This is a genomic window from Ornithinibacillus scapharcae TW25, from assembly GCF_000190475.1.
Lineage (GTDB): Bacteria > Bacillota > Bacilli > Bacillales > Amphibacillaceae > Ornithinibacillus > Ornithinibacillus scapharcae.
In genome coordinates, this window is sequence record NZ_AEWH01000046.1 from 43,562 (window position 1) to 69,226 (window position 25,665).

Sequence of the window (25,665 nt, forward strand, 5' to 3'; positions counted from 1 at the left end):
TGAAATGAACGGTAAAAAAGAAAAACTAATCCAAAAAATAGGTGATTAACTCCAAAGTTAATCACCTATTTCTCCCGTAATATTTTGGTACAATTCTTTAATTTGCTTGTTTGAAGGACTCGTCTCAAACGCTATTCGAATCATTTCTTCTGCCCTCTCATCGCCAATCTCTTGATAGAGAAGGGCTAGATTATAATAAGACTCTGGTAGCTCTGATGGATCATCCATTATCTTGATGGACTTTTCCAAGTCTGTAATTGCTTCATTTATCTGTTCTAACTTAATATAAGCATAGGAACGTTGAAACAGCAATAATGACTCATACTCCCCAGGGTTTTCTAACCCCTTCGTTGCACTATCAATTACTTCTTCATATCTTTCTTCCTGTATTAAGGTTTCAATATTCATCAAATGATAGGTCGGATTTGTTTGATTGTTCGTTACACCAAACATTAGTACAGAGTAAATGGCAATAGCGTATATGATAAATGCTAGTGCTTGTATTCCAAGCTTCCTTTTCTTCGGAAAATGTACAATTCCTGCTGCGATAAAACCGGCAACTAAGCCGCCCATATGAGCAGTCACATCTAGTTGTGGCAGGACAAAACCTAGCACAATATTAATTCCCAAAAGCATTAGGATATCCTTACCAATAGTCCGGAAGAATATTTTCTTATGGAACAGTCCAAAATAAATAAACGCTCCAAACAATCCATATAAAGCTCCTGATGCACCAGCCGATAAATTGGTAACAAAGGCAAAACTAGCAACACTACCTGCGATACCAGCCAACATATAGATGAAAAAGAAACGAAGCGAACCATATATTTTTTCAGCTAACGATCCGAAATAATATAAAAAGAGCATGTTCGAGATAAAATGGAATAATCCTATATGTAAAAACATAGAAGTGACAACTCGCCACCACTCTCCGTCTAGTATTAGTGGATTAAATTTCGCTCCATATTCGATTAATGTTTCATTAGATTCACTACCACCATTAAACTCTAATAGAAGGTATAAAATTGCATTTATCGCTATTAACAAATAAGTTACGATTGGTTTTCCATTCGAGAATAGTCCTTCCTCTCTCTTCTTCTTCTCTTGGATTTTTTGATATAGCTCTACTTTATATCGATGAATCTCTTTCTCTAATTCTTCATCAAATTGTGATGGAATGTTCTCCTCCAATACAATGCCGATATTTTCCTCGAGACGATTCTGTTCCGAATCCCATTCCTCACCTGATAAATAGTATACATTCATCTTGATCGGATTCTTCTCTTGGACAATCATCGGTTTTTTTAAGATTTCCCAACTATCGACTGGCGAATGTGGAGAAATATACACATTATGTACCTCGACATGTTTACCTTGTAACAATTTTTTCATTGCTTTCGTTTTTTGAAATACGATAGCAACATCCTTTTTTAAGTGATTTTTCCAATCAAACCCAATCGTTGAGATTCGTACAATTCTAGAAGTTTTATCGACTACCTTCTCTAACCAAATTTCCTGAACATTATTATTCATATATAGTACATCGAAGCCATGGTTCATGGCTAATTGATGTGCAATAGTATACATGGTAAGCTGGGATTTATTCTCCATAAACTTCCCTCCCCTCATTTATCATACCAGAAATAATCATCAATTGCTTTTTCCATATTCAATAATAATTTTTAATTTCTATGGTGGTTTTATAATAAGGTCTTGAAACAAAAAAAGAAGCTGCCAAAACAGCTATCTTTTAATCGATAAAACATAAAATAGTGGATTAATTTGTCGAACTAGTTTCCTGTTTAAAGATACTAGGCAGAATTTTGTTTCGAATGGAAGGCATATTCATGGAAATGGATACTGCCATTCTTCGTAAAAAACTAACAGCCAATATGGCATTCATTAGTTTATAGCGCCATTTGTAAATCATGGATATCCCTGCAACAATAGTGGTAATGATAACTAGAGCTCTCATCTAAAAACACCCTTTCCAAAGGCTTGGTACTAATAGTGTTTCAAGTCAGAGGTAAAATATGCGGGATAACATTATTTTACAATTCCAGCTTCCGTAATTAACTGTTTAACTGGAATATCATGAGATTCAATGGGGATATCATCCATTAACTGTAGACGGCTTAACAACGAAAGTGTATGACCGTTATAAGTTGACAAAAATCGATCATAGTAACCCCCGCCAAATCCAATCCTGTATCCTTTTTTATTAAAAACAACACCTGGGACAATAACAAGTTCAATCTGTTCACTCAAAACTAGATTCGCATCTAAAGGCTTTGGTTCCAATAAATTATAATAAACTGTTTCTAATTCACTAAAATGATGCAATCGGTAGAATAGGAGCTTCTTTTCTCCCGGAATACACTTAGGGACTACTATTTCTTTTCCCTGCTTCCATCCCTCTTCTATGATTGCCCTAGTATCCCATTCCATTCCTCTCGAGATTGTAATACCAATACGAGTGGAATTCTTCCATGCTTCCGATTCAAATAGATGCTGGTACAATTGTAGTTCAATTATACGTTTATCTTCATCAGAAAGATCTTGTAGTGATTTTATTATACTGTCTCGGATCTCTTTCTTCCCCACTTCTTACACTCCTATTTACTTATATAGATGTAGAATCGTCCGTATCAATTAGTTATTTGAACGCTTATGTCATAATGTTTTTACTCATTTGGCACATTATTCGCCCTTTCCTTTTTTAAGGTAAAATATGCATCAAAAATCTTACTAGTAATTTGATGATTATTACTAGTCATGTCCTCGTCTAGTCTTGGTATGACAACAGAAACAGCAATTTCCGGATTATCATACGGTGCGTATGAAACCATTGTTAAATTGATGGTACCATGATCACTCTCAGCTGTTCCAGTCTTACCTGCAATTTTATATTCATTACCTCGAAAATAATTAAATGCAGTTCCACCTGGTTCTTGGAACACTTGTCTAAACCCCTCTTGAACCCTTTGTATATACGTTTCATCCATTACAATTTTATTTAATATCTTAGTATTGATACTTCTATAAACTGTTCCTAAATCCTCACCCATAGAGGGATTACGAACTTCTTTTAAGAAGTGTGGCTGAACACGATTTCCTCCATTAGCTATAGTGGATATATATTGAGCAAGCTGCATAACAGTATAAGTATCGTACTGACCAATTGCAAAGTCCATTAATAATCCGCCATCCTGTAATGCACCTGTTAAACCAGGAGATTCATTTGGAAAATCAACTCCCGTTTTAGTACCTAATCCAAATTGTTTAAAGTAATTACGCATTTCTTGAAAAGCTTGAGGATTAAAACTTATCTTCTTACCAGGATAATAATTGTACTCGCCTCCCATTTTCATCGCAATATAAAACATATAAACGTTAGAGGATCGCCTCAAAGCATCCAAATCATTAACCCAGCCTAAATCTGTCCATGATCCCTTAATCGGTGTACCTTTAATATGTATTGGTTCATCATACACACGATTACCAGGTGAAATAATACCGGAATGATATCCTGCAAGAACGGTTGCCCCTTTTACTATGGAACCGGGATTGTTTTGATCATAGATTGTTTTAAAAGCAGAATCATATATCTTATCTTGGTTTTCATCAACGAAGCTTTGACCAGATACAGCTAATAATTCACCAGTATGCGGGTCAATCACAACTGCTAAGGCGTCACGCAGTAGTTTATTTCTACCGCCAGCCGTGGCTTCTCTCAGTTCTTCTCGTAAAATTTCATCCACCATTTCTTGAAATTCCATATCAACTGTCAGGATTAAATCCTTTCCGCTTTCCCCTGGAACAACAACTTCCGATTCAAGAATAACGAAATTACTATCCATTGTATAGCTAACTTGCTCTTTTCTTCCTCTTAGCAGTTCTTCATATTGTAATTCAAGACCATTTTCACCTACACGATCATTACGGCTATAGCCCTTCGCTAAATAATAATCAATATTTTCAGCTGGTACCCCTTCTTTTTCTGTTGTTATATTCCCAACCATTCTTTTAAATGTATCTCCATATGGATATTCTCTCACCCAATCGGTTGTTGCATTAATTCCTGGTAGTTCAGCAATATTTTCTGCAACCATTGCATATTCTTCCGTGGTTACATTCTCATTTTTTACAATCTGTGGAGATAAAGCATATGCACGATCTAGTTCTTTTTTTATAAGGAGGATTTCGATATCTTTTTCTGATAAGTTATCAAATTCCTCTTCCGTAATTCGCTCTAAAATCTCTTTATATTGCACTTCAGGTTTTAACTCTACCGCTTCCTTATCAGTTAACTTGTCCTGTGCAGCTTTTTCATTTAATAAATACCAGTATTCCTTCTTATCTCGTGTAGTTATACGGCCAATTTGGTTTTTACGTTCCTCTTCATCAGGATGAAAGATATCAATATATTGTGAAAGCTTCTCTGCTACTATCAGCCTATCCTTTGCCTGTACTCCTTTTGGTGGCGTATATGTTATAGCATACATAGGCTTATTTTTTACTAATTGTATTATAATGACGGTCATAAATTTCTCCTCGAGGTACTGGTATTTTTGTTAAGTCTTGTGTTGTTTTATCAATCTCACCTTGAAAACTTTCTCCGTTGAGAATCTGGACGACCCCTAACTGTACGATTAAAGCAGCAAACAAGATAAATATAACAATAAACAATAAATTCAAACGAAAGAAAATCTGATTTTTTTTCGTCTTGACTTTCTTCATCCCCATCCCCCAATAGATTCAAATTACGATTACACTTACATTACAGAGCCATTATATTCCAATAAACAGATAAATTCAAATTGTAATATTATTTAAATCTAATGGTTCGTGCGTTAACACATCAATATCGCAAGAAATACCGATTAACAGATTGTAAGTATCCTTAACAAATAAAAAAGCTTGCCCTCCATCATTGGAAGAGCAAGCTTTGATTCGTGAAAAATTAATTATTTAGTTTCACGGTGTAAAGTGTGTTTTTAAGACGTGGACAATATTTCATAAGCTCAATACGCTCAGGATTTGTACGCTTATTTTTGTAGTAATATAGTTACGATCTCCTGTTTCAGTACAAGCTAAAGTGATGTTTACGCGCATGTTTTTCCCTCCAAACCTTATAATGACTTACATTAATCACATGTATTAGTTCTTTTCAGACTTATTAATAATAGCAGATGTTTGCCAATCAATCAAGTGTATGGAAAAAATTTATGGTTCCTTCTTGTCGAAATGTGTGATATAACTAGTAATGTAAATGAAATGGAGGTAAATGGAATGGGAATACTTATTTCTGGAATAACCATTGTGGCAATTGCAATTGCTCTATTTGTTCTTTCGTTCTTCATTCGTGACCGCTTTGAGAAAATCGAAGGTGAACTAGAACAATTGTCAATCTCTACAATGCAGGAAAGCTATCAATTAAAGAAAAAGATTAAAGTTCTAGAGGAAGAATTACTGACAGAGGACTTTCAAGAAACAGATTACTATTAATCTTATAAAGTTAGGTGAAAAAAATGAAACAAACGTTACGCGGATTTGCTGTTGGTCTTTTTACAGCTGCAGCAATCATGTTAGTAGTCGAATACTTTTCCAATGGTTCGGAAGAAAGCTTATCAGACATGCCGATAGAAGATGTTGTTAGTCAAATGGCGGATCAGGGCTACCGTGTCCTTACAGAGAAGGAATATATTTCGTTATCCATGACGGGTGAAGCTCCTAAAGAGAAAACGGAAGTAGCCTCTGAATCAAATCAAAAAACTGAAAAGGATACAGATAAAGATACCAAACAAGATACTACAAAGAAGTCTGAAGAAGATTCTTCTAACTCTGCTACAGATAAAAAAGCAAAAGAAGATAGTACTAAAAAAGAAGAAGTTAAGTCCTACACGTTAACAATCAAATCAGGCATGCCATCTTCTGAAATTAGCAATGCACTTGAGGCGAATGGAATTATAAATAATTCCGATGAGTTTATTGCTTATTTAGAAGATGAAGGGTATGCAGTACGGATCCAACTCGGTGATTTTAAGCTAACAAGTGATATGAGTCATTATGAAATCGCTGAAGCATTAACAAAATAAAAGGAAGAGGATTGGTGGGTAGTAACCCATATCTCCTCTTCCTTTTTTATTGCTTAATCATTTAAATCCACAATCTCGCCTTTTACTAAAAATAGGATACTCTCCCCAATATTCGTTATATGGTCCGCAAACCGTTCAATATAGCGAGCACTAAATGCAATTTGCATGACATACTGAATATCCTCTGAGTTTGAGGCAGTTTTACCCAACATATCAGTTACAACTTGTTTATAAAGTTTGTCTACCTTATCATCCATTTCTGCTAATTTATGAGCTACGGTAATATCCTCATTTTGAAATGCACTTATTGCTGTTTCCAACATAATTAATGAAGTATCCCGCATAGCTTTCAATTCTACTGGTAAACCTGTATGATAATTCTCCCCTAGTCGAAGAGTAGATTTTGCTATATTCTTAGCATTATCTCCCATTCGTTCTATATCCGTAACAACGCGTAGTGCAATGATTAACCGGCGCAAATCCGTAGCAACTGGTTGTTGTTTTGCAATGAGAAGAATCACCTTATCGTTTATCCTTGCCTCTTCTTTATCAATTAATTTGTCATCACTTACAATCTGTTGTGCTAATTCTATATCTTGATTAAATAACGCTTCTAATGAATCACTTAATGCTTTTTTCGTACGATTTGCTAATTGTATAATATCCTGATTTAGTTCTTCCATTTCGGAATGAAATTGCTCACGACTTGGCATTTTAACGCACTCCCTATCTGAATATACCATAATCATAACTTACCTATATGAAGCTCATATTAAGGGGTTGTAAACGGATTGTAAAAATTGTATGCATAAAACCCTAAGTCCGCTATCGTGTGGACCTAGGGTTTTGATCAATCTATTCGTTTGCAGTTTGTTCGATATTATTATCAGAATCCTGATTAGTTTGCTCGCCACTAGTCTCTTATTTCTCCTTTAAAGAGAAATAAGTCTCAAATATTCTTTTGGTAATATTATGGTTAATTGGAGATGTTGTCGTCTCATCCAAGTTCGGAACAATTACAGAAATTGCAATCTCCGGATTATCATATGGTGCATATGCAACCATCGTTAGATTAACCGTTTTATAGTGGTTACCATTTTTATATAAATCGTTCTGGGCAGTTCCCGTTTTACCTGCAGCATTAAAATCAGTACCTCTAAAATAACTATAAGCTGTTCCACCTGGCTCTTGAAATACTTGTCGGAATCCCTCTTGTACACGTTTGATAAGATTTTCATCCATAACAATCTTATTCAGAACATTGGTATTCATAGTTCTGTAGACAGAACCAAGAGTTTCCGCTTCAAGCGTCGGATTACGAACTTCTTTTAGGAAATGTGGCTGTACACGATATCCCCCATTGGCGATAGTAGAAACGTATTGGGCAAGCTGCATCGCTGTATAGGTATCATACTGCCCGATAGCAAAGTCCATTAGTAGCCCACCATCTTTTAATGAACCAACTAATCCGTTTTCTTCGTATGGAAAGTCAACTCCAGTTTCTACACCTAAGCCAAACTGTCTGAAATAATTACGCATATCTTCAAATGCTTGTGGGTTAAAGCGGATTTTCTTACCTTCATAATAGTTATACTCGCCACCCATCATCATCGCTATATGGAACATATAAACGTTTGATGATCTTCTCAGCGCATCCAAGTCATTTACTAAACCTAAGTCTTTCCAGGATCCCTTTGTAGGTGTTCCCTTAACCTTGATGGGACGGTCATATTCCGTGTGACCTGGAGATATGACACCAGATTCATACCCAGCAAGAACGGTAGCACCTTTTACAGTAGAACCAGGTCTGTGTGATGCATACAATGCGTTATAGGAAGAATCCGATAGTTTATTCTGGTTTTCATCGAATCTTTGCCCCGATACAGCTAATAACTCCCCTGTATTCGGGTCCATCACAACTGCAATCGCTTCTCGTAAATGACGATTTTTTCCACCTTTTGTAGCCTCTTTTAACTCAGACTGTAGGATCTCATCTACCTTCTTTTGAAACTCCATATCAATGGTTAGAATTAAGTCTTTCCCACTTTCTCCAGGAACAACAACTTTTGAGTCAAGAATGACACCACTTTTATCCATTGTGTATTGAACCTGCTCTTTTCTCCCTCTTAGTAGATCTTCATATTGAGCTTCTAGACCATTTTCTCCTACTCGGTCATTACGGTTATATCCTTTTGCTAAATAAAAATCAACCCGCTCTGCCGGAATACCTTCTTTCTCTGTTGTCACATTACCTATTAAGTTTTTAAATGTTCCTTCGAAAGGATATTCTCTAATCCAATCGGTTGTCGCGTTAATTCCCGGGAGCACAGCTAGATGTTCTGCAACCCTAGCATATTCTTCTGGTGTGACATTTTTACTCTTAACGATTTGTGGGGTTAAGGCATAAGCACGGTCTAGTTCTTTTTTAATCAATATAATTTCTTCATCCTGCTCCGTAATATTGTTATATTCGGCTTTTGTGATTCTCTCTAATATGGTTTTATACTGGTCAGCTGGTTCCAATTCCGCAGTTTCTGTTGCCGATAACTTATCTAATGCTTCTTCTTCATTTAACAGATACCAATATTCTTTTTATCACGTTCTGTAATACTCTTCTTTTGTTTTTCTCTTTGCTCTGAATCAGGATCAAACATATCTATATACTCAGATAGCAACTGCGCTACCTCAAGTCTATCCTTTGGTTGTACTCCTTTAGGTGGTGTATAGGTAATAGCATACATCGGTTTGTTTTTTGCAATGACTTGATGATTTCTATCATATATTTCACCACGAGGTACTGGTAATTTTGTAGTATCCTGTGTTGTACGTTCAATCTCTTCCTGAAAATCTTCCCCATTTAATATTTGCACAACCCCTAATTGAAGGATCAATACAGCAAATAATAAAAATACTACAAAAAATAATATATTTAATCGAAAGGGAAGCTGAGCTCTTTTCTTTTTATTCTTCTTCATTTCTCTCCCCCACTTGCTTTTTGTTTTTTCTCTAATTACTTATTATAACATCAAATAGCGATGTATTTAACGATTTTTTTCGTCGGTTACTTGATCTTTTATCATTACCGCATTTTTATTAGAACCTGTTAGATAAATATTACGTACAGATAGATAGACCCCTAAATGCATTGCACCGAACACAACTAGTAATATTGGAATGATACGCTCTGCATCAAATATGGAAATACTAATAATAAAGAAAAGTATCGAAATTACTCTTCCAATATTGGAGTATAATTCTCTTACAACAATATACTCAATTCTTAATTCACCAGCCTTCCACGCCTTACCAATCACATCAAAAGTCATGGAGATATATGGTACATTAATGATAGGGTAAGCAATCCCGATAAGTATTCCGTAAACGACCAAAGTTAAATAACTAGCATGAGCTAAAATAATAAATAGAGATAGGTATAACAATAAGCTACCAATTAGTATTGCCTTTTTCCGCTTAGACGGTTTGATAAATTTGGTGGCTAAAAAGTAGAACACAAAAGAAAAACCAGAGAAGTATAGATTGAACATACCTAGAGAAAGTTCACTCTGCGTTACAATATAAACCCATATCGTTATCACAAATAAAAATATCCCTTCCCGTAATCCCTGAAAAAGATGAGCATTCAGTATTCGATGCCAGTTCTTATTATTTTTCCTTTCTTCCACTACTCGTTTAAATAAATATACTCCTTCAGCGGGTCTCCTCTTTAGAAAAAAACTACAAACAACTGCTGAAATGAATAAAATAAACGAAACCGTAAAAATGGTGGTATATCCGATATTGGCATCCATTTTAGAAATAATTAATCCTGCAAAAAATGGACCTATCATTCCACCAAATGATTGTAAAACACCTAGAAATCCGTTAAAGAAGTCTCTTGTTTCTGGTTCTGTTATTTCAAAAGTTAATACATTAAATGCTAACCAGTAAAAACCGTAACCAATCCCTAATAAACTTCCTAATAGGATATTAAAATAAGCGGATTTATCCCCAATCATGAGAACAGTTAAAAAAAATAGCGATAAAAATGTTACACCTAGCCTCAATACGATTACCCGGTCAACTTTTTTCGCGATTTTCCCCGCAACTATAAATGTGATAGCTTGCAAAATGAATATTGCTAAGTTATAGGTTGCTATAGTATAGTAATTACCATCTGCCTGTTTCCAAAGATAAATATTAACAAAAGTGTTGGATAGATAGATACCTAAAGAGTACAGACCTCCAATTACTAGTAATAAAATAAGACTTCGATTTATTTGTGTTTTTCCGAGTACAAATTCTAAGGTTTTATGCATGATGAATTGCCCCTTTTCTCCTTCTTTAGTGTGAACAATTCAAATGCAGATATGCAAAAAGAAAAAAAGGATATTACGTAGAGAATTTTCTCTAACGTAATATCCTTTTTTTACAAGAATTATTTTGCTTCGTTATAGTTTTTTGTAACCTCTTCCCAATTAACAACATTCCAGAATGCTGAAACATAGTCTGGGCGTCTGTTTTGGTAATTTAAGTAGTAAGCATGCTCCCAAACGTCTAATCCAAGTAAAGGTGTTTTACCTTCCATTAAAGGAGAATCTTGGTTTGGAGTACTTGTCACTTCTAATTCACCATTATTCACAACAAGCCAAGCCCAACCTGAACCAAAACGACCTTTCGCTGCATTTTCAAATTCCTCTTTAAATTTAGCAAAACTACCAAATTTAGCATTGATTTTATCAGCTAATTCCCCTGTTGGCTCTCCTCCGCCGTTTGGAGAAAGAACTTTCCAGAATAGACTGTGGTTAGCATGGCCACCACCATTATTCCGTACAGCTGTACGGATATTCTCAGGAACATTGTTAAGGTTACTTACTAAATCTTCAAGAGATTTGCCTTGAAGGTCTGCACTGCCCTCTAATGCTGCATTTAAGTTTGTGACATAAGTATTATGATGCTTTGTATGATGGATGTTCATTGTTTCTTTGTCAATATGTGGTTCTAATGCATCATATGCATAAGGTAATTCAGGTAATTCAAATTTTGCCATAACGAATTCCTCCTTCAAATTATATAAGGATATAATACCCTTTATTTGAAAGGTTATCACGCGTTACCATATCTTGCAAATTTTTTGCTTATCACTCCGTAACAATTCTACATGAAGTCCTAAAAAACAAAAAAACAAGCTCAAATAGCTTGTACAAAATGGTGGCTTGGGACGGAATCGAACCGCCGACACATGGATTTTCAGTCCATTGCTCTACCGACTGAGCTACCAAGCCATAAGATATATTGTTTGAATAAAATGGAGGAGGTAGAGGGATTCGAACCCCCGCGCGGTTTGACCCGCCTGTCGGTTTTCAAGACCGATCCCTTCAGCCAGACTTGGGTATACCTCCGAGTTTTTATGGTGGACCCTGCAGGACTCGAACCTGCGACCGATCGGTTATGAGCCGATAGCTCTAACCAACTGAGCTAAGGGTCCTAAATTATGATGGGGCGATCGGTGGGAATCGAACCCACGAGTGCCGGAGCCACAATCCGGTGCGTTAACCCCTTCGCCACGACCGCCATGATGCTATAAAGATAAAATGTAAATGGTAGCGGCGGAGGGGATCGAACCCACGACCTCACGGGTATGAACCGTACGCTCTCGCCAGCTGAGCTACGCCGCCATTTGTATTGGCTCCACAGGTAGGATTCGAACCTACGACCGATCGGTTAACAGCCGATAGCTCTACCACTGAGCTACTGTGGAATAATAAAACAGATAAGGAATCTAGTATATTTTATCTCACCTATCTATTAAGTGGCACGAGATATAATATATCATAATGTGATTTTCATGTCAACCAAAAACTTTACTAGTTATTTTATGTATCTTTGAAAACGACAATATTTACTTTATCATCATTATCATAAAAAATCAACAAAAATATATATTTTTTTTAAAATCCATGATATAAAGTCTATTCTTCCCCTAAAACTAGGAGAAAATAAAAGAAACACCGCATAAATGCGGTGTTTTCGATAAAAAATTATTTATCCTCTAAAATAGCCTCAGCGATGTTTACTGCGTGGTCACCTATGCGCTCTAGGTTAGAAATAATATCGACGAATACGATACCAGCAGAAACACTACATTCACCCTCATTCATACGAATAATGTGTTTCTTACGATAAGATCGTTCCATCTTGTCAATCTCATCTTCTTTTTGCATAACAGCAAGTGCCTCTTCACGATTTCCTGTTTCAAGTGCTTTAACAGCTTGTTTAACAGTCGACATCGTCAAGTCAAACATATTATTTAAATCTTCTTGTGCCTTATCGGTAATGACTACTTTATTCGAGATCTTGTAATCGATCAATTCGACAATATTTTCAAAGTGATCTCCGATTCTTTCTATGTCTCGAACAGTATCCATTAGCATCGTATGCTTTTCACTTTCAAACTCCGATAGTGAACCACCGGATATATGGATTAGATAGTCCGTTATACTACGGTCTAAACTATTTAATGCACCTTCAATTTGCATTGCCATATCTGCATGCTTTGTTTGGTTCGTAGTTAAGTATGAATTTGTTTCTTCCAGGCCTTGATGTGCATATTCACCCATACGAATGATTTCAGCCTTCGCTTGATCTAAAGCTAATGCTGAAGATTGCTGAATAAAGATAGGATCTAAATGCTGTGGCTTGTATTCAATAGTTGTATCTTTTCCAGGTACCAATTTAGTTACTAGCCAAGCTAATGCTCCAATGAATGGGAATTGAATAATTGTATTAAATATATTGAAGCTTCCGTGTGCAAACGCAATAGTCATTTCTTCATTTAACGAAAGTTGATCTTGTAATAGTTGAACAAATTTTGTGAAAAATGGCAGCAAGAACAAAAATATTGTTGTCCCCACTAAGTTAAATGTAACATGTACAGCTGCCGCACGTCTTGCTGCAACAGATGCACCCAATGCAGCTAATACAGCTGTAATGGTTGTACCAATGTTATCACCAAATAAGACAGGTAGAGCGGCTTGTAAATTAATTGCCCCTTCTGCATACAATCCTTGTAAGATTCCAATTGTTGCACTAGAACTTTGAACAATGACAGTAAATAACGTACCAACCACTACACCTAATATGGAATGATCACTCATATTTAGTGTTAATTCTTGAAACGCTTCTAGTGTACGTAATGGCTTCATTCCACTACTCATTAATTCTAATCCAAAGAATAATGCACCAAAGCCAAATACTGCTTGTCCCACCGCTGTGACCTTCTGATGTTTAAAGAAGAATATCAGGAAGGCTCCAACTGCTAAAATTGGTAATGCATAAGCACCTAGATCAATACCAATAATGAATGCCGTGACAGTAGTACCAATATTCGCACCCATGATAACACCAATAGCTTGTCTAAGTGTCATAAAACCTGCATTTACTAGACCTACCGTTAGGACAGTAGTACCGGAACTACTTTGAATTAATACAGTCACGATAATACCAGCAAGTACACCTAAAAATGGATTACTTGTGAATCTGTCTAATATATCCCTTAAACGATCGCCCGCTGATTTTTGTAGTCCATCACCCATAAATTTAATACCTAATAGAAAAATACCTAAACCACCGATGAATTCAAAAATCAGTTTTTGAACATCTATTTCCAATGGATCTTCACCCCTAAATATTATTTGTATTAGCACACCTTAACCATTATTGTAGAATATTTCTAGTTTGTAAAGTAATTATTAAATTCTTTACATAAAATTTACAATCATACAGACACGAATGTAATGATATTTATAATAGACTTATTGTGTGTCAAAATAAAAAAAATAACCCTACGTACGCGTTAGGGTTATTTTGGTTCTACAAGTATTTTGGTTCCATCTACTTGGGTTATTGTAATTTCGGTTCCTTTAGGTATCCACTGTCCATTAGAAACAGCACTATAATCTCTTGTGCCAACACGAATCGTCCCTACCGGACGCATGTCATTTAGCGTAATACCTTCTTGATTTAGCAATGCACGGTATTCATCATTTAATGAATTATAGCCTGCCTCACTAGTTAATTGATCTTTTAGCGTAATTTTATTCCACATTTCTCTTCTCTTAAATACCTTAAGAAACAATAAAGACAATCCTCCACCAAGTAATACGCCTAGTACGGCATATAGACCTGCGGCAATGTTTGGAGCCGGTAAGGCAACTGCAGCCAACATACTAGCTGCACCAATGGTTGCCAGTGTTCCATCATTTAGTACTTTACCATCGATTATAATTAAAAGGATTCCAATAAAATATATCGCAAGCATAAGTATAAGGGAGTTTGTTTCTAAATATACTGTGAAATAAACGGTAATAAATCCAATACCTAATAAAGCAAATATACCTCGCATATTAACTAGGACTTCACCTAGTAAAAATAACGTACCTAATCCTGTAATGACTAATGCAATCCATTCTTGAGAAAATATTTCCATTCTTACTCTTCTCCCTCTCGCTAGTTTCTTACTTTATATACGTATGATTGTAAAAAATGGTTTCATATTAAGGAGTATACCATGAAAAAAATAATTATCTCTATTCTCATTGTATTACTCATGGTGAGTATCTATAAAGACTTAACAGCAGGCACTAATTTCTCAAACATTAACCAAAAAGAAAACAAGCAACCATTCCATTCTAATATTTCTCAACAATTTAGTCCGATAAAAGTTAAAATAGAACAAGGAGATACATTAATTACCATCATAGAGCGACTAAATCCCAGTTTAAATGAGTTAAATATGGATCAAATTGTTGAAGATTTTCGTTATCTAAATCCTACTGTAGATCCTAACCAACTGCAAATAAACCGCTTCTATTTCTTCCCACAGTACTAAAAAAGGATTCAATCAAAAAAGAGGCTAGGTCCCTACCTAGCCTCTATGGTTAAACAAACGGTAATATAAATAGTGTAATTATGATTGAAGCTGCTCCGGCAACAATTGCAATATTACCAAGTGTATTAGCATGGCGATTTCGAGCGATAAATCCAACGATAATCCCCGCACCTCCTAAAAGGATTGGTGCCCAGAAGAAAGATGCAATAGATAATGCTAAAGCAATCCACCCAACTGAGGTATTTGCTTTTTCTGCATCATCATCAATCGTTACACTTCTTCTATAATCATCTGCAGTTAATTCTGCTGCAGTTTCTTCATCACCACGACTACTAAATATGCCATCCGTATGTCTCGAGGTATAGTAGTCCTCTTCACCATGCTTGGGAGCATTTTCAACGTCATTTGTACGATTCTTATCGTCCATAATTGACCTCCTTCTATAAATGATGAGGTGCAACTATAGTTTATGTCGTTCTTGAAAAACTATAATGTTACATTTTACCATTAGGATGTTGACCTATTTTTTCCTATGATAATAAAAACAAGTTGATATTCTGAACTCTTACGCATATAGTGAAAACGAAAAGGAGTTGTTCTATATGTCATTATTCATTAAACAAATCATTTTGAATAAAATGAGACAAATCACACCAGAAGATGTGTATTCGAATGCAAATCAATATGGTTTTACTATAACGAAAAATCAGGCTGTGGAAATATCTAATTACGTTAGAAAGAATCGAGTAAATCCGTTTAATAAGAGGGATCGGGAAAAGATGTTATACGACTTGAGTCAAATAACAGACCAAGAAACCGCAATGAAGGCCAATCAATTATTTAATGAACTGATTAAATCATATGGCCTAGAGCATTTATTAGAATAAAAAACCTCAGCTGGCACTGAGGTTTTTTTAGGTTATTGGTTGATAATTAAATCTTGGAGATCTGGTTTAAAGGTTCCATTTTTAATCATTTCAATTTCAAATCTATATGGAGGTTTTTTGTCCTTTTTATCCAATCCAACATAAGGAGTTTCCAATATTTTAGGTAATTCCGTTAATTGTGGGTGATGGATGATATAGTGCAGGGCATCAAATCCTATATGACCAAATCCAATGTTTTCGTGACGATCTTTGTGAGCACCACGTTCATTTTTGGAATCATTCACATGGACAACTTTTATGCGTTCAACACCAATTATCTTATCAAACTCATTCAATACACCATCAAAATCATTGACAATATCATATCCTGCATCGTGAACATGGCATGTATCGAAACATACAGATAGCTTTTCATTTCGTGTTACACCTTCGATAATTTGAGCAATTTCTTCAAATGTTCTTCCAATCTCCGAGCCCTTACCGGCCATCGTTTCTAAAGCAATTTGTACCTGTTGTTCTCTCTCTAACACTTCATTTAGACCTTCGATAATTTTCTTGATCCCATCTTCTGGACCAGCACCAACATGTGCGCCTGGATGAAGTACGATTTGTTTTGCACCTATTGCTTCCGTTCTTTCAATTTCTTTCCTTAAGAAATTTACTCCGAGTTCAAACGTTTCCGGCTTGGTTGTATTACCGATATTGATGATATAAGGAGCATGAACTACAATATCCGTAATCCCATTCGCCTTCATATGGTCCAAACCCGCTTCAATATTCAATTCTTCGATAGGTTTTCTTCTTGTATTTTGTGGTGCACCTGTATAAATCATAAACGTATTCGCACCATATGAAACGGCTTCTTCACTCGAAGCCAGTAACATCTTCTTACCACTCATTGATACATGAGAGCCAATTTTTAACATCATTTCTTCCCCCGTTTATTTCTTTTTCGTTTTCTTCACTAGTCTTCTTTTAATGGATTCTTGTTGCCTTTTCATTTTCTTTTTATACCCTGGTTTTACCTTCTTAGGTTTCCGTACTTGTTTCCATGCTTCTTTTTCAAAAGTGGTAGTAGTTTTTGTTCGAAGATTACGCTCATTCCAAGCTTTTGCATCCTTCCACTCACCGTTCTTTACATCATAGAAAACAAATTCAAGGCCTTTTTGTTCTAGCTTTTCAATTAATTTGAGATCATCATCTTGGTATAGACTGATGGCAGTCCCTTCCATTCCAGCTCTTGCCGTTCTACCAACACGATGAATATAAAACTCTTCTTCCTTAGGAAGTTGTGCATTAATAACATGACTTACACCTTTAATATCAATTCCACGTGATGCCAAATCAGTAGCAACAATATATTGATATTTTAGGCTTTGAATCTCTTTCAGTATTCTCTTTCTTTCTCTTGGTGCTAGTCCACCATGAATAATCCCCACATTTAATCCCTTATCTAACAATCCCTCATGGAGCTTGTCCGCATTTTCCTTCCCATTCGTAAATATTATTGCTAAGTAAGGATTTATCGCCTGAGAGATTTGTTGAATAATCTCCACTTCGTCCCGATGCTTTACGGCGATTAGACGGTGCTCCATCGTTTCCGGTGATAATTCACTCGCAATTTTAACATGTATAGGATTCTCCAAATACTTTTTAAAGAAATGCTCTAAACGCTGAGGAATAGTGGCAGAAAAGACCATAAGTTGTATATCTCGCTTAGAACGAACTAATAATTGATCGACATCATTAATAAATCCTAGATCAAGCATTAGATCTGCTTCATCTATGACAAAGGAGTTGGCACTATAAATCGATAGCGCTTCTTCTTTCACAATATCCAATATACGCCCTGGTGTTCCCACGATGATATGTGGGGGTTCCTTTAATTTATCCATCATTTTTTGTTTATCAGTTCCACCTACTAAGAGCTTTGCTTTCCATTCATTTTCTTTACCAGCTAGTTTAATTATTTTTTTCACTTCATCATAAAGCTGTGTTGCCAGTTCTCTTGTCGGTGCAGTGATAACACATTGTACCTCATTTATATCTTCATTCAGTTGATTAAAGATGGGTAAAAGAAATGAATGAGTCTTACCGGAACCTGTATGGGATTGACCAATAACACTTTTCCCTTTATGTACATGGGGAATGACCTTCGATTGTATTTCAGTGGGTTGCTTGAACCCCAACTTTTCAATAACATCTATCATTACAGGTTTAAACGAAAATTCTTTAAATGATTTATTCATGTGATTTCTCCTTTTGTGTCAAATTACCGGGTAATTATCTCTTACACGTTATGCTTGTAAGAGGCAGTAGAATATAAAACCCTTCAGAATATAAGAATTTCTGTGGGGAGGAGCCAAACCCCACATTTGAAGTTTGACTTTCTAGTATAAACTTATAAATATTGAAACGGATCGGTGTTCGTTTCTGATTCGATCACTTCTATCTCAAAAGAGAGATTCGCTAGGTTATCTTCTAAATACTCTTTGGTTCCTGATTTCATAATTTGTTCTATATAATGTCCAGCATCGATAACTGGTATCCCCATTTCGATAGCATCCTGTGCAAAGTGAAAACTGACATCACCAGTAATGTAAACATCAGCTTTTTGAATAAGCGCAGATTGTATATATTTTTCCCCACTACCACCTACTACAGCTATACGTTTCACTTTCTTGTCTAGATTACCTGAAACCCTAACATGTTCTATTTTAAAAGCTTCCTTTACATACTGTACAAAAGACTTTAGTGACATGGGTTGCTCTAGTGTACCAATACGTCCCAATCCATATTGATTACCTTTATTTTGTAAGGGAATGATGTCATAAGCAACTTCCTCATAGGGATGAGCATTGATGACTCCACTAACTACATTTTGTAAGATTGACTCTTGAACAATCGTTTCTACCTTAATCTCGTTAACATGCTCCACTGTATGAACTTCTCCAATAAAGGGTTTCGCCCCTTCTAATGGCAAGAATGTCCCAGTCCCTTTTGTTTGGAAGGTACAATGACTATAATTACCAAGATGACCAGCTCCATGTTTTGCTAAGGCATTTGTTATAGCTTGAATATGTGACTCAGGTACAAAAACAGCAAGCTTGTACAATTTTTCATCCTGAAAATCTACTAGGCTTTTTCGGTTATTCAAAGATAATAAATCTGCTAACATATCATTGACACCACCACTTGCAATGTCAAGATTAGTATGTGCAGCATAAACCGTGATATCATGTTGGATTAACTTTTGGATAATCTTGCCTCGGAAATGATCTGTATTAATTTGTTTCAAAGGCCTAAACAGTAATGGATGATGTGCAATAATTAAATCTACATCTTTCTTGATTGCCTCATCGGTGACGGCTTCCGTTACATCTAGTGTAACCATAATTTTTTTAACTGGATTATTATGGGAACCAACCTGTAGCCCCACATTATCCCAGTCATAGGCTAATGATTTTGGAGCCCACGCTTCCATGATTCTAAAGATATCCGAGTTATGAATCTTTTGAGCCATTAGAGAGTACCTCCTCTATCCATTCCAATTGCCTAGTAAAACTAGCAATTTTTTCTTCATGCTGAACTTTTGCTTTTCTCATCTGATTTATTACTCTTTCTAACTTTTCCCTTTCGGATTTCCACTTCTGATAAAATATTGTATCACGATTTTCCAATAAAATCGGACCAAAGAGTAATTCTTGCTCGGTTAACTTAACCAAGTCATTTACTTTGCGTCCAACAATTATTTCGTAAATATGGCCATTTTCCTCTAGTATTACTTCATTAGTAATTTCGTAGAAGTTATCTATAAACCAACTCCGTACATTACTCTCATCAACATTCGGCTGCGCTATAATTAATTCGGCATGTTGGAGTTTATCTTTGCCACTTTCTAATATCGAACGGATTAGAGAACCTCCCATACCGGCAATAACAACCTGGTTTACCTCATCTTGTCGTAACACAGCTAAACCATCACCGAGTCTAACATCAATTACGTTGTTTAACTCATATTTCGTCACAGTTTCTAGTGCACTATTGTATGGACCTTCATTAACTTCACCGGCTATTGCACGTGCCGTTTGGTCCCTTTTACAAACGTAACATGGTAAATATGCATGGTCCGATCCTATATCAGCAAAAGTTGCTCCTAAAGGTAGATATGATGCAACTTGTAGTAAACGTTTTGACAGTTTTATGTCCTCTGTCATAAGGTACCTCCATAAAATTAATAGTATTGAAAGGACAGCTTCCTGATTTTCTTATAAAGCAACTACTTCCGCTCTATACTTAGCACAGTGCTCTTGTCCTTCTTTTGTATAGAAATCTTCCATCTTTACAAAAGAAAGCTTTCTGTATTATAGCAGAAAGCTTCCCCCTTTGATTATTTATTTTTTCTCACTTAACCATTTTGAAATGATTTCAATTTCTTCCGATTTAAGTGTTCCGGATTGAGGTGGCATTTGCCCCTTACCATTCGTAATAATTTCCTTGATTTCATCTACTGATAATTCTGCACCTACTGCTGATAACGCAGGCCCCATTCCACCAGAAAGATCTGCACCATGACAAGCAACACAGCTTGCTTCATAGATTTCTTCTGGATTTTCCATAATTGCTTCTTCCTGCCCTGATTCGTCACCGCCAGCAATTTCTTTCCTTTGATCATTACCTACAAATGCAATAACAATTACTGCTAGTATCCCAACAATTGCAATAAGAGCGTAAGGGATTAATGGGTTTCGTTTCATTTGTATTTCCTCCTTATGTATCCCCGGAATATGAGATTATTCCACATAGCTATATCTATTCTATATTAAAAATGCTTTAGTTAAAAGGAAAAAGATGTGAAAAGTTTAAGAATAATAATATTGCTAGTGCTAAAATGCTAGATATCATTAAATAACGATATCTAAATTTACGGCTTAATAGATACCAACCAATAAAATTTAACATAAATGCGAATACATTTAAATATTGATTTAACCGCAACTGATTACTAGTAAAATCTGTTAATATTAACACCAGTGCCAACGTTACAATAATTGGAATATGTACATAGGGATGGTTTCTTTTCCGTAAATAGTGTACTACCCAAATTGCATACCCAATAAAAAGAACTTGGATACTAAGTTGCAAAATAGAATTAAATTGAGTAAAATAAACTACAAGAAATGAAAACGGTACCATGAGTACTAATAAGATTAACTGTAAGTAGAATAAAAAGTTATATCTACTTTTCACTGGTGTATCGACGGATTCATCTTCACCTTGTGTATACAATGCCAATAAAAAATCGCAATGAACTTCTGGTAGTAATTTGTGTTCTTTCCAGTACTTAATCTCTTTTACGATAGTAGAAATACGTTCATCTGCCAATCTATTCACCCCAATGCAGATATAAGCATAAAAAGAAAGGGAAGTCATTGACCATATCCTGACCAATGACCTACCTATTTTAATCCAAGAAGTCTTTTAACCGTTTACTGCGACTAGGGTGTCTAAGCTTACGAAGTGCTTTCGCTTCAATTTGACGGATTCTCTCTCTAGTAACGCCAAACACTTTACCTACTTCTTCAAGAGTGCGAGTACGACCATCATCAAGACCAAAACGTAATCTTAGAACATTTTCTTCTCGATCTGTTAATGTGTCTAATACATCTTCTAACTGCTCTTTTAATAGTTCATATGCTGCATGGTCTGATGGAGAAATTGCTTCTTGATCTTCGATGAAGTCTCCTAAGTGAGAATCATCTTCTTCACCTATCGGTGTTTCTAGAGAAACTGGTTCTTGAGCAATCTTCAAAATCTCGCGAACCTTATCAGGCGTTAAATCCATTTCCTCACCAATCTCTTCTGGTGTTGGTTCGCGTCCTAAATCTTGTAATAATTGTCGTTGTACACGGATTAATTTATTGATGGTCTCAACCATGTGCACTGGTATACGAATTGTTCTTGCTTGGTCTGCAATGGCACGTGTAATGGCTTGTCGAATCCACCAAGTAGCATAAGTACTAAATTTAAAGCCTTTTCGATAATCGAACTTTTCAACTGCTTTAATAAGACCCATATTACCTTCCTGAATAAGGTCAAGAAATAGCATTCCTCTACCTACATATCTTTTGGCGATACTAACAACTAATCGCAAGTTTGCTTCTGCAAGTCTTTTCTTAGCTTCTTCATCGCCTTGCTCTATACGAGTAGCTAATTCAATCTCCTCGGTAGCTGATAATAAATCCACACGACCAATTTCCTTAAGGTACATTCTCACAGGGTCATTAATCTTAATACCTAGAGGAACACTTAGATCATTAATGTCAAATTCCTCTTCTTTTTCAATTTCTTTCATTTTAGGGTCATCATCTGATTCTCCTAATACGTCAATTCCTTGATCTGCTAAATGCTCATAAAATTCATCCATTTGATCGGGTTCAATAACGAAATTGGATAAGCGGTCAGCTATTTCTTCATAGGCAAGTACGCCTCTCTTCTTACCAATCTCAACAAGCTGTTCTTTCGCTTGTTCTAATGTTAACTCAGGCTCATTCTCTTTTGTTTGTGAAGGTTTCTTGTCAGCCATGAGTCCCCCTCCTTCCATACTACTTAAATCAATTTAAGTGTTTAACTTGTCGTTGTAATTCTAAAATTTCCACTGCTATTTGAGCAGCTTTAATTGGATCATTTTGTTGTTCGGCCAAACGCTGTTCGGCCTTTAGTTGTTTTATATTTACCCCAGTACTACTTTCAGCTCGAATAATATTAAGATAGTCATTAATTTCCTTATCACTAATATCTGTCTGAGTCGGAATAAGTGCTAATTGTATGAGTGTCTGTCTTACAGATTCATCTGTGATACGATCCATAAATATACTAACATCTTCCGGATTTCCTTCTTCATAATACGCATATAAGTAGGTAGCTATAATTTTATGTGCATCTATATTAAATGAAGCGCCCAATTCATCTTGGACCTTTTCCGCAATTGCACGATTTTGAAGCATATAAGCTAACAAAGTTCTTTCGGCATTATGGAAAGCTGGTAACAATTTACTACTTGACTTTTGTACCTTCTTAGTATATCTGTCTTTTTCTCTCTTATCCTTTTCGCTACCTGATTTTTCTCGGAATTGCTTAATCTCCTCTAAAAGAGAATCAACTGAAATGGAAAATTCATTACTAATTTCTTTTACATAAAATTCTCTTTCCACAGAACTTTCCAATTTAGCAATCTCTTTCAGCACTTCTTCTACATATTGGAGGCGATCACTCTCCAGGCTGAGGTTAAAATCCTTTCGTAGGTATCGCATATAGAAACTGAGAAAGGTTTGACTTGCTCCAATAACCTCTCGTTTAAATGCTTCTCCTCCAAATTCCTTAATATAACTATCTGGATCTAGTTTGTCTGTGATATAAGCTATCTTCACTTGACAGCCTACTTGCTGTAACAACCTTGAGGCTTTATAAGTTGCCTCTACTCCAGCATTGTCCCCGTCATAGCAAAGAATTACCGTATCAACATATCGTTTTAACAACTTTGCCTGATTCTCCGTTAAAGCTGTCCCCATCGTAGCAACTACATTTTCAATACCACTTTGGTATGCCGATATGACATCCATGTAGCCTTCAAAAAGAATAACTTCATTTAACTTTCGAATATGCTTTCTAGCTAAATCGAAGTTATAAAGAATCTTTCCCTTTTGAAATAAATCGGTTTCTGGGCTATTTAAGTATTTCGGTTCTTGGCCCTCCATTGCTCTTCCAGCAAAAGCTACTGTTTTACCGAGATGATTGCGAATAGGGAAAATCACTCTACCTCTGAACCGGTCTGTTACGAGATCGCTATCTTGATTTCGAATAAGCAATCCGTACTTAACAAGTAATTGATTATGAAAACCTTTCTTTTCCAGGAAAGTCGCTGTAAAATCTTTCGTATTAGGAGCATAGCCAAGTTGGAAAGCATCTATTGCTTCATCACTTACCCCTCTTCCTTGAAGGTAATCCAGCCCTTCTTTACCGTCCTTCGTAAATCGAATGAGATGGTGATACAACTTTGTAAGCCATTCATGCGCAGATAGAACTTGTTGGCTCTCCTTGGATAGTGATGACTCTTCCTTTAGAGAATTACTTGGCAAATCAATACCCGCTCGATCCGCAAGATGTTTAATTGCCTCAAAGAACGTGAAACTCTCCATTTCCATGAGGAATGTTACTACATTTCCACCTTTATGACATCCAAAACAGTGAAATATCTGTTTTTCTTGAGTTACAGAAAAGGATGGTGTCTTTTCTCCATGGAAGGGACATAGTCCAACGTAATTTCTTCCTTGCTTCTTTAATTGAACATATTCCCCAACTACATCCACAATATCATTGGAATTTCGGATTTGTTCGATAACTTCATTTGGTATTTGGTTTACCATACATAATCACCATTTTTACAGTACATAATAATAATTCGATATTCCCCCAATAAAATCCTTCATATTTCGACAAGTTTTTTTACGAAAGTCGAAAAAAATTCCTTCTATCATGTAAAATCTTAGAAGGATATAGAAGTAATCATAATTAAGAATCATTCTGCAAAAACAATTAATCCTTATAAGTTCGACTAACCAATGTCAAGACATGAATGATTAGTCTAATAATACTATTCTACAAAAAATCCCAGATTCCTTCTTAAAAATGAATGTTTTATTTTTCAGAATATCCAATATACTAATCCTATACTATTCTATACAATATCTTCTATTTTTACACAAAAAAAATATTATAATACATTTTCTAGAAAAATACTAATAAAGTGATACTACCATATGCCAAAAATGCTCGGCGGCGTTACAGGAAGATTTATTGCCAGTTATTTGCAAAAGTTAAACAATTAACTTTATGCTACTTATTAATCAAATATCACTATTAATACCGTTATAAAGGAGCATAACTCCCAGTTATGCTCCTTTATCCCTGTTTATTCTTTTATTAATCGAAGAATATGATTGGCTGTTTCTTCAACCGCTTTATTGGACACATCCACTACTCTACAACCAATTCTATCCACAATTTTATCAAAATAATCCAATTCCTGGTGAATTCGTTTGATATTTGCATAGGTTGCCTGACCACCGAGACCTAGTGCTTTCAATCTTTCTTTACGAATATCATTTAATTTCTCTGGCATTATCCTCAAACCTATACATTTTGACGGATCCACCATAAACAATTCTTCAGGTGGCTCAACCTCTGGAACGATAGGTATATTAGCTACTTTTAATCGCTTATGCGCCAAAAACTGTGAAAGTGGAGTTTTCGAGGTTCTGGATACACCTATTAAAATTATATCAGCTCTTGCAATTCCTCTAGGGTCTCTTCCGTCATCATACTTAACCGCAAACTCAATTGCTTCAACCTTTTTAAAGTAATCTTCATCTAGTTTATGCACTAAACCTGGTTCCTGGCGAGGTTTCTTATGGAAAAATCTTTCCATAGATTGTAGCATCGGTCCCATAATATCGATTGCTTCAAGGTTTAACTCCAATGCCTTCTTATTCAAGTAATCCCTCATGACGGGATCAACTAGAGTAAATCCAATTATGCCATTATCATCCTTGGCACGATACAATGCATCATCAATTGTTTTCTCATCTTCAACATATGGTATACGTTGGATTTCATAATTCTGTGTAAACTGGCTTAATCCAGCTTTTATAACTAGTTCTGCAGTTTCCCCAACAGAATCCGACAAAATAAAAACCGATCTTCTCATCGTCATACGCACTTTCCCCCTATGTAG

Annotated in this window: 26 protein-coding genes, 6 tRNA genes and 1 pseudogene; 4 read left to right on the plus strand and 29 right to left on the minus strand. The window is 35.7% G+C overall.

Annotated features, from left to right (window positions below; translation table 11 throughout):
• Positions 1-57: 57 nt before the first annotated feature.
• The 6 genes and pseudogenes from G5W_RS0112100 to rpmG form a co-directional block, all read right to left on the minus strand.
• Entirely contained in the window at positions 58-1,611 is a 1,554-nt protein-coding gene (locus G5W_RS0112100) for a rhomboid family intramembrane serine protease (protein ID WP_010096996.1), read from the minus strand.
• Between the two features lie 166 nt (positions 1,612-1,777).
• Positions 1,778-1,975: a hypothetical protein gene (locus G5W_RS0112105; RefSeq protein WP_010096997.1), complete on the minus strand. Its 198-nt coding sequence runs from the start codon at positions 1,973-1,975 to the stop codon at positions 1,778-1,780.
• Between the two features lie 71 nt (positions 1,976-2,046).
• Entirely contained in the window at positions 2,047-2,604 is a 558-nt protein-coding gene (locus G5W_RS0112110; protein WP_010096998.1) for a 5-formyltetrahydrofolate cyclo-ligase, read from the minus strand.
• Between the two features lie 80 nt (positions 2,605-2,684).
• Positions 2,685-4,544: a penicillin-binding transpeptidase domain-containing protein gene (locus G5W_RS22245; protein WP_010096999.1), complete on the minus strand. Its 1,860-nt coding sequence runs from the start codon at positions 4,542-4,544 to the stop codon at positions 2,685-2,687.
• A complete protein-coding gene (locus G5W_RS24690; protein WP_010097000.1) occupies positions 4,510-4,740 on the minus strand; it encodes a hypothetical protein in 231 nt (76 codons plus the stop codon). Before G5W_RS24690 ends, G5W_RS22245 begins: the two co-directional genes overlap by 35 nt.
• A 227-nt stretch (positions 4,741-4,967) precedes the next feature.
• A pseudogene (rpmG, locus tag G5W_RS23330) lies at positions 4,968-5,115 on the minus strand (50S ribosomal protein L33).
• A gap of 177 nt (positions 5,116-5,292) precedes the next feature.
• On the opposite strand from rpmG, the gene G5W_RS0112120 reads away from it, so the two are divergent.
• Both G5W_RS0112120 and G5W_RS22850 read left to right on the plus strand, forming a co-directional pair.
• Positions 5,293-5,508: a hypothetical protein gene (locus G5W_RS0112120; RefSeq protein WP_010097002.1), complete on the plus strand. Its 216-nt coding sequence runs from the start codon at positions 5,293-5,295 to the stop codon at positions 5,506-5,508.
• Between the two features lie 23 nt (positions 5,509-5,531).
• Entirely contained in the window at positions 5,532-6,098 is a 567-nt protein-coding gene (locus G5W_RS22850; RefSeq protein WP_010097004.1) for a hypothetical protein, read from the plus strand.
• A gap of 53 nt (positions 6,099-6,151) precedes the next feature.
• Here G5W_RS22850 and phoU read toward each other — a convergent pair whose 3' ends face one another.
• The 13 genes from phoU to G5W_RS0112185 form a co-directional block, all read right to left on the minus strand.
• On the minus strand, positions 6,152-6,811 hold the full coding sequence (gene phoU, locus G5W_RS0112130; protein WP_010097005.1) for a phosphate signaling complex protein PhoU: 660 nt from the start codon (positions 6,809-6,811) through the stop codon (positions 6,152-6,154).
• Positions 6,812-7,019: 208 nt separating this feature from the next.
• On the minus strand, positions 7,020-8,621 hold the full coding sequence (locus G5W_RS22250; protein WP_337445667.1) for a peptidoglycan D,D-transpeptidase FtsI family protein: 1,602 nt from the start codon (positions 8,619-8,621) through the stop codon (positions 7,020-7,022).
• A 47-nt stretch (positions 8,622-8,668) separates the two neighbouring features.
• A complete protein-coding gene (locus tag G5W_RS24695) occupies positions 8,669-9,073 on the minus strand; it encodes a penicillin-binding protein 2 (RefSeq protein ID WP_337445668.1) in 405 nt (134 codons plus the stop codon).
• A gap of 66 nt (positions 9,074-9,139) precedes the next feature.
• Positions 9,140-10,414: an MFS transporter gene (locus G5W_RS0112140; RefSeq protein WP_010097006.1), complete on the minus strand. Its 1,275-nt coding sequence runs from the start codon at positions 10,412-10,414 to the stop codon at positions 9,140-9,142.
• 119 nt (positions 10,415-10,533) lie between these two features.
• Positions 10,534-11,145, minus strand: coding sequence for a superoxide dismutase SodA (gene sodA / locus G5W_RS0112145; protein WP_010097007.1), 612 nt, complete (start codon positions 11,143-11,145; stop codon positions 10,534-10,536).
• A 159-nt stretch (positions 11,146-11,304) separates the two neighbouring features.
• Positions 11,305-11,380 (minus strand) — tRNA-Phe (locus G5W_RS0112150).
• A gap of 24 nt (positions 11,381-11,404) precedes the next feature.
• Positions 11,405-11,497, minus strand: a tRNA-Ser gene (locus tag G5W_RS0112155).
• Positions 11,498-11,506: 9 nt separating this feature from the next.
• A tRNA-Ile gene (locus tag G5W_RS0112160) sits at positions 11,507-11,583 on the minus strand.
• A 10-nt stretch (positions 11,584-11,593) separates the two neighbouring features.
• Positions 11,594-11,669, minus strand: a tRNA-His gene (locus G5W_RS0112165).
• 27 nt (positions 11,670-11,696) lie between these two features.
• Positions 11,697-11,773: transfer RNA gene (locus G5W_RS0112170), tRNA-Met, on the minus strand.
• 8 nt (positions 11,774-11,781) lie between these two features.
• Positions 11,782-11,856 (minus strand) — tRNA-Asn (locus G5W_RS0112175).
• A gap of 280 nt (positions 11,857-12,136) precedes the next feature.
• Positions 12,137-13,765, minus strand: a complete 1,629-nt coding sequence (locus tag G5W_RS0112180; RefSeq protein ID WP_010097008.1) for a Na/Pi cotransporter family protein — start codon at positions 13,763-13,765, stop codon at positions 12,137-12,139.
• Between the two features lie 191 nt (positions 13,766-13,956).
• Positions 13,957-14,583 carry an NfeD family protein gene (locus G5W_RS0112185; RefSeq protein WP_010097010.1) on the minus strand — a complete coding sequence of 209 codons (627 nt, stop codon included), beginning with the start codon at positions 14,581-14,583 and terminating at the stop codon, positions 13,957-13,959.
• Between the two features lie 81 nt (positions 14,584-14,664).
• Here G5W_RS0112185 and G5W_RS0112190 point away from each other — a divergent pair, with 81 nt between their 5' ends.
• On the plus strand, positions 14,665-14,985 hold the full coding sequence (locus G5W_RS0112190; RefSeq protein ID WP_010097012.1) for a hypothetical protein: 321 nt from the start codon (positions 14,665-14,667) through the stop codon (positions 14,983-14,985).
• Positions 14,986-15,034: 49 nt separating this feature from the next.
• Here the strand turns inward: G5W_RS0112190 and G5W_RS0112195 are convergent, their stop codons facing one another.
• Positions 15,035-15,412, minus strand: coding sequence for an MATE family efflux transporter (locus tag G5W_RS0112195; RefSeq protein WP_010097014.1), 378 nt, complete (start codon positions 15,410-15,412; stop codon positions 15,035-15,037).
• A 175-nt stretch (positions 15,413-15,587) separates the two neighbouring features.
• Here G5W_RS0112195 and G5W_RS0112200 point away from each other — a divergent pair, with 175 nt between their 5' ends.
• Positions 15,588-15,872, plus strand: coding sequence for a DUF2624 domain-containing protein (locus tag G5W_RS0112200; protein ID WP_010097015.1), 285 nt, complete (start codon positions 15,588-15,590; stop codon positions 15,870-15,872).
• Between the two features lie 32 nt (positions 15,873-15,904).
• Here the strand turns inward: G5W_RS0112200 and G5W_RS0112205 are convergent, their stop codons facing one another.
• The 9 genes from G5W_RS0112205 to G5W_RS0112245 all read right to left on the minus strand — a co-directional run bounded on the left by G5W_RS0112205 (position 15,905) and on the right by G5W_RS0112245 (position 25,644).
• Positions 15,905-16,798: a deoxyribonuclease IV gene (locus G5W_RS0112205; protein WP_010097017.1), complete on the minus strand. Its 894-nt coding sequence runs from the start codon at positions 16,796-16,798 to the stop codon at positions 15,905-15,907.
• A 15-nt stretch (positions 16,799-16,813) separates the two neighbouring features.
• Positions 16,814-18,121, minus strand: a complete 1,308-nt coding sequence (locus G5W_RS0112210; protein WP_010097019.1) for a DEAD/DEAH box helicase — start codon at positions 18,119-18,121, stop codon at positions 16,814-16,816.
• Positions 18,122-18,273: 152 nt separating this feature from the next.
• The gene (locus G5W_RS0112215; RefSeq protein WP_010097021.1) at positions 18,274-19,395 is read right to left on the minus strand and encodes a Nif3-like dinuclear metal center hexameric protein; all 1,122 of its coding nucleotides are present in this window, start codon (positions 19,393-19,395) and stop codon (positions 18,274-18,276) included.
• Complete coding sequence (locus tag G5W_RS0112220) at positions 19,376-20,089, minus strand: tRNA (adenine(22)-N(1))-methyltransferase (protein WP_010097022.1); 714 nt, start codon at positions 20,087-20,089, stop codon at positions 19,376-19,378. The genes G5W_RS0112215 and G5W_RS0112220 overlap by 20 nt, the downstream gene beginning before the upstream one ends.
• A gap of 177 nt (positions 20,090-20,266) precedes the next feature.
• Positions 20,267-20,629 (minus strand): cytochrome c550, encoded by a 363-nt coding sequence (cccA, locus tag G5W_RS0112225; RefSeq protein WP_010097023.1) that lies wholly within the window; start codon positions 20,627-20,629, stop codon positions 20,267-20,269.
• Between the two features lie 76 nt (positions 20,630-20,705).
• The gene (locus G5W_RS0112230; protein ID WP_010097024.1) at positions 20,706-21,257 is read right to left on the minus strand and encodes a hypothetical protein; all 552 of its coding nucleotides are present in this window, start codon (positions 21,255-21,257) and stop codon (positions 20,706-20,708) included.
• A 79-nt stretch (positions 21,258-21,336) separates the two neighbouring features.
• Positions 21,337-22,458, minus strand: a complete 1,122-nt coding sequence (gene rpoD / locus G5W_RS0112235) for an RNA polymerase sigma factor RpoD (RefSeq protein ID WP_010097025.1) — start codon at positions 22,456-22,458, stop codon at positions 21,337-21,339.
• A 28-nt stretch (positions 22,459-22,486) separates the two neighbouring features.
• On the minus strand, positions 22,487-24,298 hold the full coding sequence (gene dnaG / locus G5W_RS0112240; RefSeq protein ID WP_010097026.1) for a DNA primase: 1,812 nt from the start codon (positions 24,296-24,298) through the stop codon (positions 22,487-22,489).
• Positions 24,299-24,843: 545 nt separating this feature from the next.
• Positions 24,844-25,644, minus strand: a complete 801-nt coding sequence (locus G5W_RS0112245) for a pyruvate, water dikinase regulatory protein (protein WP_010097027.1) — start codon at positions 25,642-25,644, stop codon at positions 24,844-24,846.
• Positions 25,645-25,665 lie beyond the last annotated feature (21 nt).

What these genes read in the sequence shown, in the direction of transcription:
- G5W_RS0112100 (WP_010096996.1), bottom strand. Translation starts at nt 1,611, where the DNA reads ATGGAGAATAAATCCCAGCTTACCATGTATACTATTGCACATCAATTA.
- G5W_RS0112105 (WP_010096997.1), bottom strand. Translation starts at nt 1,975, where the DNA reads ATGAGAGCTCTAGTTATCATTACCACTATTGTTGCAGGGATATCCATG.
- G5W_RS22245 (WP_010096999.1), bottom strand. Translation starts at nt 4,544, where the DNA reads ATGACCGTCATTATAATACAATTAGTAAAAAATAAGCCTATGTATGCT.
- G5W_RS24690 (WP_010097000.1), bottom strand. Translation starts at nt 4,740, where the DNA reads ATGAAGAAAGTCAAGACGAAAAAAAATCAGATTTTCTTTCGTTTGAAT.
- G5W_RS0112120 (WP_010097002.1), top strand. Translation starts at nt 5,293, where the DNA reads ATGGGAATACTTATTTCTGGAATAACCATTGTGGCAATTGCAATTGCT.
- G5W_RS22850 (WP_010097004.1), top strand. Translation starts at nt 5,532, where the DNA reads ATGAAACAAACGTTACGCGGATTTGCTGTTGGTCTTTTTACAGCTGCA.
- phoU (WP_010097005.1), bottom strand. Translation starts at nt 6,811, where the DNA reads ATGCCAAGTCGTGAGCAATTTCATTCCGAAATGGAAGAACTAAATCAG.
- G5W_RS24695 (WP_337445668.1), bottom strand. Translation starts at nt 9,073, where the DNA reads ATGAAGAAGAATAAAAAGAAAAGAGCTCAGCTTCCCTTTCGATTAAAT.
- G5W_RS0112140 (WP_010097006.1), bottom strand. Translation starts at nt 10,414, where the DNA reads ATGCATAAAACCTTAGAATTTGTACTCGGAAAAACACAAATAAATCGA.
- sodA (WP_010097007.1), bottom strand. Translation starts at nt 11,145, where the DNA reads ATGGCAAAATTTGAATTACCTGAATTACCTTATGCATATGATGCATTA.
- G5W_RS0112185 (WP_010097010.1), bottom strand. Translation starts at nt 14,583, where the DNA reads ATGGAAATATTTTCTCAAGAATGGATTGCATTAGTCATTACAGGATTA.
- G5W_RS0112190 (WP_010097012.1), top strand. Translation starts at nt 14,665, where the DNA reads ATGAAAAAAATAATTATCTCTATTCTCATTGTATTACTCATGGTGAGT.
- G5W_RS0112195 (WP_010097014.1), bottom strand. Translation starts at nt 15,412, where the DNA reads ATGGACGATAAGAATCGTACAAATGACGTTGAAAATGCTCCCAAGCAT.
- G5W_RS0112200 (WP_010097015.1), top strand. Translation starts at nt 15,588, where the DNA reads ATGTCATTATTCATTAAACAAATCATTTTGAATAAAATGAGACAAATC.
- G5W_RS0112205 (WP_010097017.1), bottom strand. Translation starts at nt 16,798, where the DNA reads ATGTTAAAAATTGGCTCTCATGTATCAATGAGTGGTAAGAAGATGTTA.
- G5W_RS0112210 (WP_010097019.1), bottom strand. Translation starts at nt 18,121, where the DNA reads ATGAATAAATCATTTAAAGAATTTTCGTTTAAACCTGTAATGATAGAT.
- G5W_RS0112215 (WP_010097021.1), bottom strand. Translation starts at nt 19,395, where the DNA reads ATGGCTCAAAAGATTCATAACTCGGATATCTTTAGAATCATGGAAGCG.
- G5W_RS0112220 (WP_010097022.1), bottom strand. Translation starts at nt 20,089, where the DNA reads ATGACAGAGGACATAAAACTGTCAAAACGTTTACTACAAGTTGCATCA.
- cccA (WP_010097023.1), bottom strand. Translation starts at nt 20,629, where the DNA reads ATGAAACGAAACCCATTAATCCCTTACGCTCTTATTGCAATTGTTGGG.
- rpoD (WP_010097025.1), bottom strand. Translation starts at nt 22,458, where the DNA reads ATGGCTGACAAGAAACCTTCACAAACAAAAGAGAATGAGCCTGAGTTA.
- dnaG (WP_010097026.1), bottom strand. Translation starts at nt 24,298, where the DNA reads ATGGTAAACCAAATACCAAATGAAGTTATCGAACAAATCCGAAATTCC.
- G5W_RS0112245 (WP_010097027.1), bottom strand. Translation starts at nt 25,644, where the DNA reads ATGACGATGAGAAGATCGGTTTTTATTTTGTCGGATTCTGTTGGGGAA.